The 18,036-nt window shown below is 55.0% G+C and carries 16 protein-coding genes; 11 read left to right on the top strand and 5 right to left on the bottom strand.

Translation table 11 applies throughout. The features are described 5' to 3' along the window. Window positions 1–18 precede the first annotated feature (18 nt). The 8 genes from ICT70_RS08370 (at window position 19) to ICT70_RS08405 (ending at window position 7,482) form a co-directional block, all read left to right on the top strand. Window positions 19–1,062: a 6-bladed beta-propeller gene (locus tag ICT70_RS08370; protein ID WP_224746919.1), complete on the top strand. Its 1,044-nt coding sequence runs from the start codon at window positions 19–21 to the stop codon at window positions 1,060–1,062. After that, entirely contained in the window at window positions 1,059–2,828 is a 1,770-nt protein-coding gene (locus ICT70_RS08375) for a cytochrome c3 family protein (protein WP_191155467.1), read from the top strand. Before ICT70_RS08370 ends, ICT70_RS08375 begins: the two co-directional genes overlap by 4 nt. A gap of 18 nt (window positions 2,829–2,846) precedes the next feature. Further along, window positions 2,847–3,533 (top strand): hypothetical protein, encoded by a 687-nt coding sequence (locus tag ICT70_RS08380; protein ID WP_191155469.1) that lies wholly within the window; start codon window positions 2,847–2,849, stop codon window positions 3,531–3,533. A gap of 132 nt (window positions 3,534–3,665) precedes the next feature. After that, window positions 3,666–4,034, top strand: coding sequence for a four helix bundle protein (locus ICT70_RS08385; RefSeq protein WP_191155471.1), 369 nt, complete (start codon window positions 3,666–3,668; stop codon window positions 4,032–4,034). Between the two features lie 217 nt (window positions 4,035–4,251). Beyond that, complete coding sequence (locus tag ICT70_RS08390; RefSeq protein WP_191155473.1) at window positions 4,252–4,839, top strand: hypothetical protein; 588 nt, start codon at window positions 4,252–4,254, stop codon at window positions 4,837–4,839. Next, a complete protein-coding gene (locus ICT70_RS08395; protein ID WP_191155636.1) occupies window positions 4,836–5,615 on the top strand; it encodes a cytochrome c3 family protein in 780 nt (259 codons plus the stop codon). Before ICT70_RS08390 ends, ICT70_RS08395 begins: the two co-directional genes overlap by 4 nt. A gap of 10 nt (window positions 5,616–5,625) precedes the next feature. Next, a complete protein-coding gene (locus tag ICT70_RS08400; RefSeq protein WP_191155475.1) occupies window positions 5,626–6,204 on the top strand; it encodes a methyl-accepting chemotaxis protein in 579 nt (192 codons plus the stop codon). A gap of 6 nt (window positions 6,205–6,210) precedes the next feature. Continuing rightward, on the top strand, window positions 6,211–7,482 hold the full coding sequence (locus tag ICT70_RS08405) for a GGDEF domain-containing protein (protein ID WP_191155477.1): 1,272 nt from the start codon (window positions 6,211–6,213) through the stop codon (window positions 7,480–7,482). Here the strand turns inward: ICT70_RS08405 and ICT70_RS08410 are convergent. Then, the gene (locus tag ICT70_RS08410) at window positions 7,462–7,911 is read right to left on the bottom strand and encodes a hypothetical protein (protein ID WP_191155479.1); all 450 of its coding nucleotides are present in this window, start codon (window positions 7,909–7,911) and stop codon (window positions 7,462–7,464) included. The genes ICT70_RS08405 and ICT70_RS08410 overlap by 21 nt on opposite strands. Before the next feature lie 447 nt (window positions 7,912–8,358). On the opposite strand from ICT70_RS08410, the gene ICT70_RS08415 reads away from it, so the two are divergent. Both ICT70_RS08415 and ICT70_RS08420 read left to right on the top strand, forming a co-directional pair. After that, window positions 8,359–9,843 (top strand): protein adenylyltransferase SelO, encoded by a 1,485-nt coding sequence (locus tag ICT70_RS08415; protein ID WP_191155481.1) that lies wholly within the window; start codon window positions 8,359–8,361, stop codon window positions 9,841–9,843. Between the two features lie 50 nt (window positions 9,844–9,893). Continuing rightward, window positions 9,894–11,126 (top strand): MFS transporter, encoded by a 1,233-nt coding sequence (locus ICT70_RS08420; protein WP_191155483.1) that lies wholly within the window; start codon window positions 9,894–9,896, stop codon window positions 11,124–11,126. A 113-nt stretch (window positions 11,127–11,239) separates the two neighbouring features. Here ICT70_RS08420 and ICT70_RS08425 read toward each other — a convergent pair whose 3' ends face one another. Together ICT70_RS08425 and ICT70_RS08430 are read right to left on the bottom strand one after the other, a co-directional pair. After that, window positions 11,240–12,865 (bottom strand): ABC-F family ATP-binding cassette domain-containing protein, encoded by a 1,626-nt coding sequence (locus ICT70_RS08425; protein WP_191155485.1) that lies wholly within the window; start codon window positions 12,863–12,865, stop codon window positions 11,240–11,242. 50 nt (window positions 12,866–12,915) lie between these two features. After that, on the bottom strand, window positions 12,916–13,788 hold the full coding sequence (locus ICT70_RS08430) for an ion transporter (protein WP_224746920.1): 873 nt from the start codon (window positions 13,786–13,788) through the stop codon (window positions 12,916–12,918). A gap of 95 nt (window positions 13,789–13,883) precedes the next feature. Between ICT70_RS08430 and ICT70_RS08435 the strand changes: the two genes are divergently transcribed. After that, a complete protein-coding gene (locus ICT70_RS08435; RefSeq protein ID WP_191155487.1) occupies window positions 13,884–15,320 on the top strand; it encodes a glycerate kinase type-2 family protein in 1,437 nt (478 codons plus the stop codon). Here ICT70_RS08435 and ICT70_RS08440 read toward each other — a convergent pair. Further along, window positions 15,314–16,021: a general secretion pathway protein GspB gene (locus ICT70_RS08440; protein ID WP_191155489.1), complete on the bottom strand. Its 708-nt coding sequence runs from the start codon at window positions 16,019–16,021 to the stop codon at window positions 15,314–15,316. The genes ICT70_RS08435 and ICT70_RS08440 overlap by 7 nt on opposite strands. Before the next feature lie 2 nt (window positions 16,022–16,023). After that, window positions 16,024–17,691, bottom strand: coding sequence for an ExeA family protein (locus ICT70_RS08445; protein ID WP_191155492.1), 1,668 nt, complete (start codon window positions 17,689–17,691; stop codon window positions 16,024–16,026). Window positions 17,692–18,036 lie beyond the last annotated feature (345 nt).

Raw genomic sequence — 18,036 nt, forward strand, 5'->3', positions numbered from 1 at the left:
CGATCTGAACACTCATTTATGTCTCATAGCCGGCGTCTGATCCGGCTGGCGTTGCTGTCCATGTTGTTCATTGGCGGCTGTCTGGCACCGGCGCCGCCGGTAAGCCACGATGCAGGCTACCTGCGCTGGCCGGCGGCACCGGAAATCGCCCGCATTACCTATCTGCACAGCCTCAGCGCCCCGACCGATTTGAACATCCGTGGTCCATTGATGCAGCGCCTCTGGCGGGGGCTGTCCGGTCACCAGGAGCCACCGATGGAACGCCCTCACGGGGTTGCCGGCGACGGTAACGGGGGCATCTACGTGGTCAACAAGGCCACCCGCGCACTGCACCTGTTTGATCCCGGGACTGATCGCTATCAACTGCTGCCGGCAACCCAGACCGGCTTGCGCATGCCCATTGATATTGCGATCGATGCATCGCGTCAGCGTTTTTTCGTCAGCGATGCCGAGGCCGGTTTGGTCCGCATCTTTGCCCGGGACAAGGGTCGGGCGCTGGGGGCAATCAGTCACCCGGAGCTGAAGCGTCCGACCGGCATGGCGATTCACCCGCAAACCGCTGAACTGCTGGTGGTTGACACTGAACAGGCGACCATTATGCGGATCGATCTTGACACCCTGCAGCTCAAGGGGCACATTGGCGCAAGCGGAGAGAAAGAAGGGCTGTTCAACGGCCCGGTGGCGGTGGCGGTCGGGCCGCAGGGACGCATCCATGTGGTAGATTCCCTCAATCACCGCATCCAGGTGTTTTCTGCCGCCGGAGAATTTCTCCTCGCCTTTGGCAGTGCCGGCATGGGTCCGGGCTATTTTTCCCGCCCCAAGGCGATCGGGGTTGATTCGGAAGGGAATATCCACGTACTTGATACCCTGTTTGATAATATCCAGGTCTTTGACCCTGATGGCCGCCTGCTCATGGCCTATGGCGAACCGGGGCAGGCACCGGGGCAGTTCTGGTTACCCTCCGGCCTGTTTATTGATGCTCATGATCGCATCTATGTCGCTGACACCTACAATGACCGGGTGCAGATATTCCAGTTTCTTGCGGGAGGAGAACTGCCATGACCAGAAACCTCTGCGGAGTTGTTGCCATCCTCTCACTGCTGGCCCTGCCGTTGTGGGCGTCGAGCAGCATCGTCGATACCAAGCACAACCTGTCGGTGACCGGGCCGGGACCGGTAAAATCCAACGCCGATGAAATCTGTATTTTCTGCCATACCCCGCACCATGCCAGCCCGGAGTTCCCCTATTTGTGGAACCGCAGCTTAAGCCGTGCCGACTATATCCCCTACAGCAGCTCCACCCTGCATGCGGCGGTGGGGCAGCCGACGGGAGCGTCAAAGCTATGCCTCTCATGCCACGACGGCACCATCGCCCTGGGCGCGGTATTGACCCGGCCGGAGTTTGTGTTTGACGATGATGTGCGCTTTATGCCGGAAGGGTTTCGTTCGCGCCTGGGCACCGACCTGTCGGATGATCATCCGATCTCTTTCGTCTATGACAATGATCTGGCCATGCGCAATAGCCAGCTGCGCCATCCCGACAGTCTGCCGCCGGAGGTGCATCTTGATGGACGCGGCGAACTGCAGTGTACCGCCTGTCATGACCCGCACGATAATCGCTTCGGCAAATTCATGGTGATGTCGAATGAATATTCGGCCCTGTGCAGCGCCTGTCACAACCGTACCGGCTGGGACGATTCCAGCCATGCCCTGTCGACCGCCACCTGGAACAACCAGGGGGCTAACCCCTGGCCCCATGCTGACTACGCAACCGTCGCCCAGAACGGCTGTGCTAACTGCCATGTCTCCCATGCCGCCGGCAGCTCCGAGCGGCTGCTGCTGTATGCTGCGGAAGAGGATAACTGCCTGGCCTGCCATAGCGGTCATGTCGCCACCTCCAATATCAACAGTGAACTGCTCAAGGAGTTTCGCCATGGCGTCCAGGATTATTTCGGCATTCATGATCCGGTCGAAGATTTCAGTACCGATCTGGTGACGCAGCACGTGGAATGCACCGACTGCCACAACCCCCATCAGGCCAACAGCGCGCAGCCACCAACGCAAATCGGTCAACCACGCGCAGCAGCCGGTCCCACCCGCGGCGTCAGCGGCATCTCTTTGAGTGGCCAGCAGCTGGAAAGCGCCGATTACGAGTACGAAATCTGCTTCAAATGTCACGCCGATACCAATTTTCTCGGCACACAGCCGCTACAACGGCAGGTCGATCAGCAGAATTTGCGCTTTGCTTTTGATCCGGCCAACCCCTCGTTCCACCCGCTGGCGAGTTTTCGCTCACGCGCTGGTCGCCCGGCCCCGCCGAGTTTGCTGCCACCCTACGACACCCAGGATCAGTGGCTGATCGGTTGCGGCGATTGTCACGGCAACAGCAACCCGAACGGCCCGCGCGGCCCCCACGGCTCGGATAACCCCTATCTGCTGGTGAAGGCCTACGAAACGGAAGATTCCTTCCCCCTGGAACCGATGACGAGCGAGATGACTGCCTATGCTCTCTGTTATCAGTGCCATGACCGCACCAACGTGCTCAATAACAACAGTTTTGGCGCACATTCACTTCATATTTCTACCCACCAGGTCACTTGTGCCGTCTGTCATGATCCCCATGGCGTCAGCTATCGCGACGGGGGGACGGAACTCAACAACAGCCATCTGATCAACTTTGCCACCGGGCAGTATCCGGGTGCGGTTGCTGATGATATCATAGTCCGTCCCGATGCCCAGGGACGCCTCTACTACGAAAAGCTTGGTACCTTTAGCGGACAGTGTTTCCTCAATTGTCACAATGTCGAGCACAGCCCGAAAACCTACTAACCGATTGGAGATTCAACGATGAATGTCAAAATAACCGCCAATACCCTCCTGCTCCTCCTTTTGCTGTTCTGGGCCGGATCATCCTTGGCCATGGACGTGCGTACCGGTACGGTGCTGATGGGTAAACATGCGGGCAAGTACACCATGATGCTGATTGAGGAAGGCGGGGAACAATACTGGATCGCCGCCAATTTCATCGACATCGCTGTCGGCGATCAGATTGAGTTTCTTGGCGGCCTGCTCATGCGCGATTTTCACAGTGCCGCCATGAATCATACCTTCCCGGAGATTCTGCTGGTGACCAATATCCGCATTTCTAACCAGGTTGAGGTTCCGGGAGACACGGACATAGTGCAAACAGCGCCAGAGCCCAAGGAGGTAGCCATTCCGACCACCCTGATCGTGCAGCAGCCCGGACAGATATCGGTTGCTGACCTGTTTGCCACCCGTGAGGACCTGGCCGGCAAAACCGTCAGCCTGACCGCCCGGGTCATCCGCGTCAGCAGCAATATCCAGGGGAAAAACTGGATCGCTCTGGCCGATGGGACCGGTAGCGAGCCTGATAACCAGGTGATGACGGTCACCAGCGAAACGGCAAATCTGGGCGATGTCGTTACGGCGACCGGCATCCTGCGCAGCGATCACACCGTCGGCATGGGGCACAGCTTCAAGGTGCTGCTGGAAGACGCGGTATTTGCGAAATAAGAAGAGAGGACGGAAAGGCTGTAAGGGCCGTTAAACGTTAAACGTTAAACGTGAAAAGTTAAAAGATTTACGTTTTACGAATTACGTTTTACGATTCACGAATTACGTTTCACAGTTCCTCAGGGGGGGGGTATGGATATCAGGCCGCATAGAAAATTGGATGTTTGGCAGAAGTCGATGCAATTGACAAAAGATATTTACGAAATTACAACCAGCTTTCCCAGGTCTGAAGTTTATGGCCTGAGTTCGCAAATGCGACGTGCTGCAACCTCTATCCCAAGCAATATTGCTGAGGGTGCTGGACGCAGAGGAAACAAAGAGTTTTTGCAGTTCATTGGTATTGCCCAAGGCTCGGCGAGTGAGTTGGATACCCAGCTTGAACTTGCAACCATGGTGGGTTATATCGATAAAGCGACGGGAGAAAACCTGGCACAAAAGCTGAATGACCTGACGAAGATGCTCTACGGCCTTTCAAGGGCGCTTCATCCGGAAAGGCCTTAGAGGCCTTAGAGGCCTTAGAGGCCTTAGAGGCCTTAGAGGCCGTTAAACGTTAAACGTTAAACGTTAAACGTGAAAAGTTAAAAGATTTACGGATTACGTTTTACGATTTACGGATTACGTTTTACGATTTACGTTTTACGATTTACGTTTCACGTTTCACGTTTTACGTTTTACGAATTACGTTTTACGAATTACAGATTACGGATCGGAGTACAGCATGGCAAACGACCAACCAACAGCACAACTCGACATGATCCCGCGCTTTTTCTATCGGCACATCGGCATTTGCTTGAGCTTGTTCTTTGTCGTGGTGGTGCTGGTCTGGCAGGTGTACCTGTATTTCCAGACCCGGGTCTTTCTCGAGGCTCATTACAGCGCGGTGATGCTGAAGCTGATGCAGATAAAGGAAGATGTTCTGCTCAACTCGGTTATCACCAGCCTGGTGTTTTTTGCGGTCCCCTGCTTACTGGCGGCGGCTTTTCTGGTCTACTATTCTCATCGCATCGCCGGGCCCATGTATCGGATTAAACGTTATCTGAAAGAAGACCTGAAGCAGCCGAAAGCCCAGGACCTGAGATTCAGGGAATCCGATGTACTCCATTCCCTGGCAACGGCAGTCAATAAGGTACAGCATCGCTACCGCGCTGATCAGCAAACCCTCGATCAGTCGCTGCGGGAGATCGAGGACTTGCTGGAAACAGTAACCTCACGCCATAACGCAGGGGAACCGGTTGACGTGCCGCTGGGCAGAATCAATGTCCTGTGTAAAAAAATGCAGCTCACGGTTGAAATGGTTAAAAAATGAGCAGAACAATCCGCAGCATTTTCGTTGTTGTTATTATCAGCGTTGTACTGATTGCGGCCTGGGTTCTGTCGTCACAGGATGGTCACCGCTTTGCCCCTGACGACTGCCTCATCTGTCATACCAGTGCGCAAGGTGGGCGTAACAACCTGCGTCCCGATGTCACTGAATCCTGCGCCACCTGTCACCCGTCGCAGCGCGACTATCAGGCCCATCCAACCGACATCATCCCAAAAAAACACCTGCCCGGTGACATGCTGCTGGTAGACGGACGATTTACCTGCGTCAGTTGTCATGATGTTCACCAGGGCAAGAGCAAGTCGGGACGGCGGGCGGCCTATTACCTGCGCCGTAATGTTGCGGGCAAACCCTTTTGCCTGATCTGCCACGATGTCGACGATAAGGGACACATGCTGATCGGCACAACCCACGTCGGCCAATTTGAGGTGCAAGACCGCGGGATCCGCATGGATGCGACCACCCTGTTGTGCATTGAGTGCCACATGGACCGCATCGCTTCGATTGACGCTGACCTTGGCGCCGGCAACTGGAACCACTTTTCCGGCCGCTTGAACCACCCGATCGGCAGCTCCTATCAGGAGGCTTACCGCGAGCGCCCCATGGCCTATACACCGCCTGAATTTCTACCCGAAGAGGTGAAGTTGTTTGATGGAAAAATTGGCTGCGGCACCTGCCACAACCGCTACTCGGGCATTCAACACATGCTGGTGATAAGCAACTACCGCAGCGCCTTGTGCCTGTCCTGCCACAATAAATAAGGAACCTGGAATGAAGAAAATCCCATTTTTCCGCAGACAATACATTGTCGACAAGGGCACCTTTCAGGGCAAGTTTCTCATCCCCTTTATGCTCTCCTGGTTTTTGGCGGCGGGGCTGTCAACGGTATTTTTCAACTACATGGTGCACCGCGAGATCGACAAGCTGCTGTGGCGGGCGCACGTGACCATTGACACAACCGACCAGATCATCGGGCAGATTTTTCTGTACACCGTCGGCCTTACCTTTGCCCTGATTGTTATCCTGGTGGCCGGATCCTGCTGGTTTATCCGGCAAAAGTCCAACGGCGTCGCCATCCGCCTGGTGAAGGATCTGGAGATGGTTGCTACAGGGGATTTTTCAAAGCAAATCTGGCTGCGCAAAAATGATGAATTTAAGGAGGTTGCCGCTGCGCTTAACGACTTTATTGCAGAAAAACGCGCCACCTACCAGCAACTGCACAGTGGCCTGAACCAGCTGGTCAGTCGTGTTTACAACGCTGAGCTGGCAACAGCAAGAAGACAACTGACCAACGAAGACCTTAAACTACTGACCGAGCTAGCGGGCAAACTCCGACAACAGCTGAAATGAGGATTGATGCCCCTGCACAACACTGACAACAACAACCTGTCTTCGCGCTTTTTTGCCCGGTTGATGGGTATCGGGATGTTGTCTATTCTCGCTATCCTGATACTGGCCGGGCTGGGCCTGAATAGAACCTACCACCACCAGATTTTTGATGAGGCCAAGCTGGATGCCGTGCAGATTGTCGCGGCGCTTATTCACTTTGAAGGCAATCAATTTATCAAGCAGGATAGCCGGCAAACCTGGCAGATAGAGATCGGGGACGACCAGATAGCGGATTTTGATCTGAGGTTGCGTGACCTCCTGAAACTTTTTGACATCAGCAAGATCAAAATCTTCGACCATCTATCCCGGGTTGTCTACAGTACCGATCCTGCCATCATCGGTCAGCGGGATGACAACAACCAACGGCTGGCCAACGCCCTGGCCGGGCAGGTGGATTCTTCGCTGAAACACAAGGAGGTTCCGGTTGATCTGGCCGATGAGCAAAATTTCAAGCCCGATGTGGTAGGAACCTACGTACCGGTTGTTTCCAAGCAGGGCCAGGTGATCGGTGTCATTGAAATCTACAAAGAGGTAACCCACTATCAAGAGATCATCTCGTCCCTGATCTGGAAAAATGTGAGTATTCTGGCGATTGTGTTGTTTCTGGTCGCTTCGCCGGCCATGCTGATTGTCAAAAACCTCACCGGCCGCCTCGCCGTTGTGCAGGCCCAACTTAAAAATCTGGCAAACATTGATCAACTGACCGGCGTGCTGGCCCGCCGGGAGATTATGGCTCAAGCCCTATCTGCGGGGTTAAAACCTTTACCTCGCCAGGAAGAGCACAAGGAAAAAACCAACGGTTTGATGATGCTGGACATTGATCATTTCAAGCAGATCAACGATAACCACGGGCATCTGACTGGTGATCTGGTACTAAAAATTATTGCCCAGCGCATTCAGACCAGCCTGCGTCAACAAGATCTGGTAGGGCGCTTCGGCGGCGAGGAATTTCTCATCATCCTGCCCAACAGCTCGCTGGAAACAACTCATACCCTAGCCGAACGCTGCCGCAAGCACATCTGCGAAACCCCGATCTCCTGCAATGGCAAAATGATTGACGTGACGGCATCAATTGGTATCAGCTGGTACCGGGTCGGTAGCGATGAGCCGGCATTTATGAGTGTCCTTAATGCGGCAGACAAGGCCCTTTACCAGGCTAAAGCCGGGGGACGAAATCAAACTCAAACAAAAGGATTGCCATCAGAGAAGGGCGGAGAGTCAACTACAGTTAGCCATTGAATAGACCTGGTCATTTTCAATGAAGTGTTCCGGTTCTCGCCGATTGTCAAAAACAAGGGTCAGGCATTCGCTGGAAAATGATTTGATGTTTTCAATCACATAATAGATCAAATCATCATTATCTTTGATAATCAGCAGCAATTTTAATTTTTTCCCCGATGAACGAAGCAGTTTTGTACTGAACAGTTGATCAATGGATTTCTGATCTATTGCAGATATCCTGCTGTCGAGAAAATCGACGACCCTGTAGCGAACCGGTTGTGAGCGAAGGGTTCTTTGGACGTTGGTAGAAAGATAAAGTGCTTCTGCCAGACAAATCTGACCAGATACACGTTCAAAAAAAATGTCATTTTCAACTCGATAATCGTATTTTTGGATGGTCTGCGCTGCCATCTCATCCAAAACACAACAGTTGTTTCGCATATCCATTAGTCCTCTTGTGTTGTTCTTTGCACGATCACAAAGAACCAAAAAGAGAAGCAAAAAACATACCTCAACCCCCCAAAAAACCATACCCCTCGATAAATCAACACCCTAACAGTCATATTTAGCATAGTTGTTAAAACTCATTGACTGCATCAATGTTCAATTCCCAACACGAAAAATTTCACGCTAACGACTAACCTACTGAAATTCATTAATTTATATTGTAAAAGGCCACCTGTTCAATTTACAACAGGGGCGACACCCCCGACCCGGTGCTGGACAGATACCAATGTGGTTGTTGTTTCACCGCCCCCCCCCTCTATCCTCCGCCGCCTGCTTGACGTTACAATAGGACCAGCCGACAAGGTAACTATTCAGCTCTATCCTTGCGCCGGGCCTTTGGATCCGGTGCTGAACAGAGACCCGGCAACGTCAATTATCGGGGGCACGATGGCCACTGCAGAATTCGCGACGTCAGCACAGACCGGTTGGAACTTTGATAACAGCTACCTTAAGCTGCCCGATATGTTCTACCAGCGACAAGCGCCGGTGGCGGTGCGGGATCCTCAGTTGACGCTATTTAATCACCTCCTGGCAGAGCAACTCGGCCTTAAATCGCAGGAACTGAATACTTCCCGGGGTGCTGAAATTTTTGCCGGAAACCTGTTGCCTCCGGGCGCTGTTCCTCTCGCCCAAGCCTATGCCGGCCATCAGTTTGGCGGCTTTACCATGCTGGGGGACGGCCGCGCCCTGCTGTTAGGCGAGCAGATCACCCCGGCGGGAGAGCGGGTCGATATTCAGCTCAAGGGCTCCGGTCAAACGCCCTTTTCGCGCCGTGGCGATGGACGGGCGGCATTAGGGCCGATGCTGCGCGAATATCTGATCAGCGAGGCGATGCATGCCCTCGGTATCCCGACCAACCGGAGTCTGGCGGTGGTGACAACGGGGGAATCGGTGCGCCGCGATACCCTGCTGCCGGGCGCGGTCCTGACCAGAGTCGCGGCCAGCCATCTGCGCGTCGGCACCTTCGAATACGCCGCCTGGCGCGGCACCAGGGATGACGTGAAAATTCTCGCTGATTACTGTATCCACCGCCACTACCCGGAGGCCGCCGCGCAGGACAATCCTTACCTCGCCTTGCTCGAGGCAGTTATCGACCGACAAGCTGCTCTCGTCGCGGGGTGGCTGTTGATCGGCTTTATTCACGGGGTGATGAACACCGACAATGTATCGATTGCCGGAGAAACCATCGATTACGGCCCCTGCGCCTTTATGGACGCCTACAACCCTGCCACCGTGTTCAGTTCCATCGATCATCAGGGGCGCTACGCCTATGCCAACCAACCCCCCATCACCCAGTGGAACCTGACCCGTTTTGCCGAAACCCTGTTGCCGCTATTGGCCGAACAGCAGAAAACCGCTGTCGCTATGGCGCAACAGGCGCTGGATCAATTTGAGAGTAGATTTCGGCGCTACTGGTTACCAGGGATGCGAGGAAAACTGGGATTGCTGGACGAACAAGAGCAGGATGTCGCACTGATTGACGATCTGCTCGCCATCATGCAGCGCTTGCGCGCCGATTATACCAACAGTTTCCGTGATCTGGCCGATGAGCAATTAACGCACAGCGAGCTGCATCAGGACGCAGCATTTCAGGAATGGCACAAACGCTGGCGGGAGCGACTGGCGCAACAGGGGCAACCGTTGCGCACAGTCAGAAAAATCATGGATCGGCACAATCCGGCGGTGATTCCGCGCAACCATCGGGTCGAAGGGGCGCTGACCGCCGCCGAACAGGATGGCAACCTGCAACCTTTTGAACATCTGCTGCGGATCCTGGCAACGCCCTATGCCGACCTGGCTGACGCTGACCGCGACTACCGTGAACCGCCGGAACCCTCAAATCGAATCTATCAAACCTTCTGTGGAACCTGATACAGTGGAATGGTTGCGTTTAACCTCAACCCATTGCCATTGATCTTTTGATGAAACCACCTAAATTTATCGCAGAACATCCACAACTGGCCCTGTTTGCCCTGTTTGCCACGGCTACCTCAGGTTTTGGCCAGACATTTTTCATCTCGGTTTTCGGCCATCTGATTCGTGATGAATTTGTCTTGAGCAACAGCGCTTACGGCTTGAGCTACGGTGGTGCGACCCTGGTTTCGGCGCTGCTGCTACTGAAATTTGGCGCACTGGTGGACACCCGCCCCTTACCCCAACTGACCCTGGCGGCATTGCTGATTCTGGTTGGCGGTTGCCTGATGATCGGGCTGGCTGCCCACTGGCTGATGCTGATTCCCGGTTTTTTGCTGATCCGCTTTGGTGGCCAGGGGCTCTTGTCCCATCTGGGTGTTACGGTGGCCGGGCGCTATTTTCATCAGCAACGCGGACGCGTCATGGCCCTCACCGTTAGCGGTTTTCCCTTGGCAGAATCGACCTTGCCGTTGGCTGCCGGACTCTTGCTGGTCCTTGGTAACTGGCGCCTGCCGTGGTTTGTTGCCGTTACTTTTCTGTTACTGGTTGCTCTGCCGATGTTACTGCTGCTGGCGCGCCATGCCCCACCGCCGGACGACACCAGGCAACAGACGACGACCAACGACCAACAGACCAGCCTGACCCGTAACCAGGTGCTGCGTGACCCCGGCTTTTATCTGCTGTTACCCGCGGCCCTGGCGACTCCTTTTACCATTACCGCTATTCTCTTTCATCAGGCCGCTATTGTCGGCCTGCGTGGCTGGCCACTGGAAAAGATTGGCGTCGCCTTTACCGGCTTTGCCCTCGGTCATCTGCTCAGCCTGCTGGTTGCCGGACCACTGGTTGATCGTCTCGGTGCCCAGCGCACCCTGGCTGTGGGTCTGCTGCCTCTGGTCGGCGGCTTGCTGGTGTTGGCCATCATCCCCGGTGACTGGGCTCTCTACCTCTATCTGCTGCTGACCGGAGGCAGTCTTGGTGGCAGTGGTGCGGCCGCTGGAGCCCTGTGGCCGGAGCGCTACGGCACCCGGCACCTTGGCGCCATCCGCTCTGTTGCCTCGGCCATCATGGTCGTGTCAACGGCACTGGCACCGGTACTGGTGGGGTTTATCCTGGATATCACTGATTCCGCGACCCTGATCGGTCTATTACTGGCGGCGCTGGTCAGCATGGCAATCCTGCTGACATTCAAGGTACGCCCCCCCGGAAATAGGCTGAAATCGGGGGACATAATACCGATTTAAACAACAAATCGACCGAAATCGGGGGACATAATGCCGATTTAAACAACAAATTGACCGAAATCGGGGGACATAATACCGATTTAAACAACAAATCGGTATTATGTCCCCCGATTTCACCCCCAGTTTCCGGTCTTTTCCAGATAATATTCATATCCTCCCGCAAAAGGGGTCATGACACCATGGTCGATCTCAAAAACGCGATTGACCAGTGAGCGCAGAAAGTGGCGATCGTGACTGACGATCAATACCGTCCCGGCAAACCCCTGCAGTGCTTCGAGCAACACCTCGCGCGACTGGATATCGAGGTGGTTGGTCGGCTCATCAAGGATCAGCAGATTTAAAGGGCGACCAAGCAGGGTGGCGAGCACCAGGCGCGATTTCTCCCCGCCGGAAAGTTTGTCGACCCGTTTCTCAACATCATCCCCCGGAAACAAAAAGGCCGCACAGAGGTTACGCAGCACCCCGACGGTCAGTTGCGGCAGGGCATCCTGTACGGTTTCGTAGACGGTTTTTTTCGGATCGAGCAGATCCATCGAGTGCTGGCTGAAATAGCCGGGGAAGACATTGGCTCCTACCGTCACAGTCCCCTGACTCGGCGCTACCTGCTCACTGAGAACTTTCAGAAAGGTCGATTTTCCGGCGCCATTGATCCCCACCACAGCAATCTTATCACCGCGCTGTACCAGCCCGGACACTCCGGAAAACACCGGCAGATCGCGCCCATCCTCGCGTTGCCAGACCTTAGCGAGATCCTTGAAAGCCAGCACGTCATCACCACTACGCGGCGGCTCAGCAAAGTCGAAGCGCACCAATCGTTGTTCCTGCGGCAGTTCAATCCGATCAATCTTTTCCAGCTTTTTTACCCGTGACTGCACCTGGGCGGCGTGGGAGGCACGGGCAGCGAAGCGGGCGATGAAATCCTCTTCCTTGGCGAGCATCTCCTGCTGGCGGCGATGGCTGGCGATCAGCTGCTCACGGCGAATATCACGCTCGCGCAGATAAAAATCGTAATTACCGCCGTAGGTGGTAATGGTACCGTTGCCCACCTCGATAATGCGCGTCACCAGCCGATTCATAAAATCGCGGTCGTGGCTGGTCATCAGCAGGGAGCCCTGGTACTCATCGTTGAGCCAGTTTTCCAGCCAGATGATCGACTCCAGATCAAGGTGGTTGGTCGGCTCGTCAAGCAGCAGCACATCGGGATTCAGGGTGAGAATCCGGGCCAGGGCAATGCGCATTTTCCAGCCACCGCTGAAGCTTTCAACCGGGCGGTTATAGTCGTCGGGGCCAATCCCCAGCCCGGTGAGTACTGCCTGGGCGCGTGATTCCAGATCATAGCCTCCACGCTGCTCGTATTCCTGCTGGACGTCACCGTAACGCTCGAGCAGCTGGGCCATGGCGTCATCATCCATCGGCTCGCACATCTGCGCTTCCATGGCAGTGATTTCCTGTCCGAGGCGGACGGTCTTTTCCGAGGCGGCAATCACTTCGGCAAGGGCGCTGCGGCCGGCCATGTCACCGACGTCCTGCGAGAAATAACCGATCACCGTTTTTTTTGAACAGGTGATATCACCACCATCGAGGCCTTCCTCGCCGTTGATCAGACGGAAAATGGTGGATTTACCGGCACCGTTGGGGCCAACCAGGCCGGTGCGGCTAGCGGGAAGGATCTGGCAGCCGGCATTTTTGAACAGCACGCGATGACCATGCTGCTTGGTAATGTTGGTCAGGTGAATCATTGTCCAATTCCTGTAGGTCTGATAGTCAAGGGGCGATTCATGAATCGTCCTTACGGTTTGGCAGTGAACTGATTGACCGATGTACCTTTGAGCAGCTCCTTCAGCTCGCGGATCTCTCCGCGCAAGCTGTCGATATCGGCATGCAGCTGTCGCTCTTTTTCTTCAGCCAGCGCTTCAATATCACGCATCTGTTCTTGCTGGGCAACATGAGCCTGGCTCTGCATAGCATCAACGATCACGGCGATAAACAGATTGAGCATGGTGAAGGTCGCCAGCATGATAAAGGGGACAAAAAACAGCCAGGCGTAGGGGAACACCTCGAGCACCGGCCGGACGATCCCCATCGACCAGCTTTCCAGGGTCATGATCTGAAAGAGGGTGTACATGGAGGCGTTGATGGAACCGAACCAGTCGGGAAAATCGGCACCGAACAGCTTGGTGCTCATGACGGCCGCCACGTAAAACACCAGCAACAACAGTGCGATAATCGAACTCATGCCGGGAATCGCCGCCAGCAACGCTGACACCACCACGCGCATGCGCGGCGACGCCGAGGCCAGACGCAACACCCGCAATACCCGCAAGCTGCGCAGAATACTGAAGGCACCGGTCGCCGGCACCAGAGCAATACCGACGACGATAAAATCAAACACCCGCCAGGGTTCACGGAAAAAGCCGCGTGGCCCCATGGCAATAATCGCCAGAGTCAACTCCACGACGAAAATCAACAGGCACAAACGATCAAGCTGAAACAGCAAATTTCCATAGGGTTCATTGATACTCGGCACCGTTTCCAGCCCGAGAAGCACCGCGTTAAACATAATCACGGCAATCACCAGCCGCTGGATAACGCGGCTTTCCAGCCAGTAGTACAAACGGATTCGCCAGTCCATCAATTGCTTCGTCGGTTGTTTGGTTGTCATTTCTTTACTCGCTAGGCATCGTCTTTTGCTAAACTACAAACGCTGGAAGTTAAAGCAGGAATCAGGCTAAAATTCAATGGAAAATGGATATCCGTATGAACCCTCAATCTGGATCAACCATCAGGATCAACAACCCGACCACAGCGGCAGCACCCAAACCTCAAACCTGTCGACACCACCTGCAACAGATAGTTCAAGCGGCGCTACAGCGAGTTGACCCTTACCAGGCGATCCACACCAGGGTCACCCTGTGCGGCGACCTGTTGCGGGTTAACACTGAAGACCTGGCAATCGACCTCGACCTGAGCCACTATGGCCGGATCCTGCTGCTGGGAGCGGGCAAGGCCACGGCGCCGATGGCCCGAGCATTCGAAGAGCTGTTGGGAGAGCGCATCGACACGGGGCTGATCTGCGTCAAAGAGGGACATCTCGAAGCATTGCAACGCACCGAGGTTATTGAAGCCTCGCACCCGGTCCCCGATCAGCGCGGGCTTGACGCTGCGCGCCGCTTTGCGCAACTGGCCAACATCGCTGACGAAAAAACCCTGATCATCAATTGTCTTTCCGGCGGCGCTTCGGCCCTGCTCCCCTACCCCCTGGAGCTGCAATCTTCCGGCGCTGGAGTTGCTGTTTCCCTGGCCGATAAACAGATCCTCACCCGCCTGCTGCTGGGCTGTGGCGCGCCCATCGACGAGATCAATTGTGTCCGCAAGCACCTCTCCGCCATCAAGGGAGGGCATTTTTTACGCCTGGCGGCACCGGCCCGGAGCCTCAACTTTATTCTCTCCGACGTTGTCGGCGACGACCTCAGCAGTATCGCTTCCGGCCTGACCAGTGCGGATCCCACCACCTTCAGCGACGCCATCAACATTATTGATCGTTATCAGCTGCGATCGCGAACCCCGGCCAGTATCCTGGCGGCCCTGGAACTGGGGCTGGCCGGCACGTTGGCTGAAACCCCCAAGGAAGGTGACCATTGCCTCAGCTATGCGACCAATATCCTTATCGGCACCAATCACCACGCTCTGCTGGCGGCAGAGCAACAAGCCAGACAGCTCGGCTATCACACCCGGGCGGGTAGCGTCATGATCACCGGCGAAGCCCGCCATGCCGCGCGCTACCTGGCAACCATTGCCCGGGAGGTCGCCGCCAGTGACCTGTTCATGGAAAAACCGGCGTGTCTGCTGTTTGGTGGCGAAACGGTGGTCACGCTGCAAGGGAACGGCAAGGGGGGGCGCAATCAGGAACTGGCGCTGGCATTTCTGCAGGAGTTATCAGCATGGGGAGATGCTCTGAACAAGAAGGTGTTCTTTCTCTCGGCCGCAACCGACGGCAACGACGGACCGACCGACGCTGCCGGCGCTTTTGCCGACGCCGAGGTCCTGTCCCGCGCCAAAAGTGACGCTCTGGAGATAGATCGCTACCTTGGCGACAACGATTCCTATCACTTTTTCGAAAAGGTTACAGGGTTGCTCATGACCGGCCCGACCAACACCAATGTTGGTGATCTGCAGATAATCCTTATTTACTGACCCCGGCGCGGCAGCAGGAAACGATAGCGGCCGGAACGCAAGATCGCCCCATTGCTGGTAATTTCATCAACGCTGAGATTGTCCGCTATTTGCGTTCCCTCACGCACCAGGTGACCGTTGATCTGCACCAGACTGGCAGCGGCATCGGCAGCATTATAGGCATGCAACGCCATTTGCAACGGGGGTAAGCGGCGCCGAACCTCTGTCGGCAAGTCACTGATAGCGTAAACCTGATTCTCGAGCGGCGGTGGAGTCGTCATTATAACAGGCTCCGCAGCAGGCCCTTGAACCGGCACAGGAACGGGTTGTAGAGCTTCTGCTGACGGGGCAGAAACAGCAGCAGCCGGTTCCCCGGTTTGAGCTACCAGGGATTGCGGGGCGGGTTCAAGATCCTCGTGTGACTGCGCTGTCGGCGCCGGAATGACCACCGGAGGCTGTGCTGCCGGTGCCGGAACTGACGGCTCGGCAATCCCTATTTCCGGCATTTCCGACCTGTTCGTAGCATTCCAGGGGCGTTGCCACACGAGCACACCGAGCAGCAGCAGAATTGCCAGTAATAAAACAATCATCAGTAACTGTAATGATCGTCGCCGCGCGATTATTTTTTTATCGTACAGCTCAAAAAGCGCAACAGATTCCCCCCCAGCTTGTGCTCGGCGTTTATGTTCTGATTTTTTCAAGGCATCAAGAATAAATGACATCTTCATTGCTCCCGCTCAAAGGCAAGCCGCGGCTGATCTGTTGCCATCTGGGCGTTCATTGTCATCAGGGTCCGAGGACCCACCAAGCCGTCAGCAGTCAGGCCATGGCGACGCTGAAAACGCCGCACCTCATTCATCAACTGATGATCGAACCGCAGGTTCAGCATGTCACGCGGCTCACGGTTGGCTAGCGCAGCGAGCTGCTGCTCCAGCCAGAAGACAATGATCCCTTGGTCGCCATAGCGCAGGACCTGTTCGTAACCCGGGGGCAACTGCCAGAGGATGCTGAAATGGCCATCCCATTGACGCAACAAGGTGGCAATGGGAACCCGAACCAGATCTGTACCGACGATCAGTGTCGCATTTGCGTCATCAAGGGCCGTCAGCAAAACATAAAATTGACCATCCCCATAGGCATCGATCAACGACAGAAGGGCCGGATGATTGAACGTGCGTAATAATTCCAGCCCCCCCTCTTCTTCCAGCAAGCCCAGTCCATACAAATCAGCAACAGTAGTTGTGGCTACCGGGTCTAAAGAATCAGTATAGCCCCACAATGCCAGCAGCGCCTGCATCGCTTGATTGCGGCTCTGCTCGGCTGTTGTCTGCGGTGGCGCGGTCACGGCAAGGACTGCTGCCAATTGCTCCGGGGCGGAATCGACCACTGGCGGCGACCGATGCTCGCCGGCTTCTTTTTCTTCAATGACATCCGCTTGCACTGGCGCTAACGGTTCCAGCGCCACCGTTTCTTGCCGCTGTGGCGTCGGCAAAAAAAGAACCAGGGCAACAACGACGGCAGCAATCACAAGCAACAAGGGCACGGCAGAAAAAAACCATTTTCCAGTTCTTCGGTGCTTGCGCTCGGCGCCAAATATTTCCCGGGCGGCCTGGGTCAACACCGTTGAACGAACCTGATGCTCCCCCCGCGAATAAGCCCCTAGCAGAGCTCGATCACTGATCAGATTGATCAGTCGCGGCACGCCACCACTTAAACGATAGAGTTTTTTGATGGCTGCCGGCGTAAAGAGCGGGCGCTCGACTCCGGCTTTTGCCAACCGGTAGCCCAGATAAGCTGAAATGTTGCGTAGCAAGAGCGGCTCGAGATGATAACGAGCGGTAACACGCTGTGACAACTGGCGCAATTCGGCTCGCTCAAGCAGCTGGTTGAGTTCCGGTTGGCCGAGGAGAATCACCTGGAGCAGCTTACGTTTATCGGTTTCCAGATTGGTTAGCAGACGGATCTGTTCCAGCACATCAACACTGAGATTCTGTGCTTCATCGATAATCAATATCGTCCGCTTGTTGTGACTGTGGGCATCAAGCAGAAACAGATTCAGGCAGTCGACAAAAACCTTGATACTGGCGGTTCCGGCCGGATATGCGATCCCCAGCTCATCACAGATGGTCGCCAGCAATTCGAGCACCGACAGCTTGGGATTTAAAATAAATGCGACCTCTGAGTTGTCCGGAATTTGATTGAGCAGACAACGACAGACCGTGGTTTTCCCCGTGCCGACCTCGCCGGTCAGCAGGACAAAACCACTGTCGGCTTTCATACCGTAGAGCAGATGAGCAAGAGCCTCGCGGTGGATCTCACTCATATAGAGAAATTGTGGATCGGGCGCGATAGAAAAAGGATCTTCCTTAAACCCGAAATGTTCTTTGTACATGGCTAACCGGACCTTGGTGGGTAACGGGCTAAACAACGGTAAAAGACAGGATATACCACAAACGCCAAAGCCAGGTCAGCTGAAACAACGCAGGGGAGGTTCCACACAAAAAAATGCCCCGTGACCAGGAGGGGGGTCACGGGGCGACACACTAAGGAGGTAACGAGAGAAAACTTGTTAAAATACCTTTTGCCTGCCACAACAAAATGTATTTGAGCCAAATATAACCACATAGGTCATACTTGTCAAGAAGATTTTGAAAGTTTTTTTCAAAATGGGTAATCGGGGGGACATAATGCCTATTTTGTTCATAACAGGTATTGTGTCCCCCGCTTATGCTCCCGC

The organism is Pelovirga terrestris (assembly GCF_014773365.1).
GTDB classification, from domain to species: Bacteria; Desulfobacterota; Desulfuromonadia; order Desulfuromonadales; family Geopsychrobacteraceae; genus Pelovirga; species Pelovirga terrestris.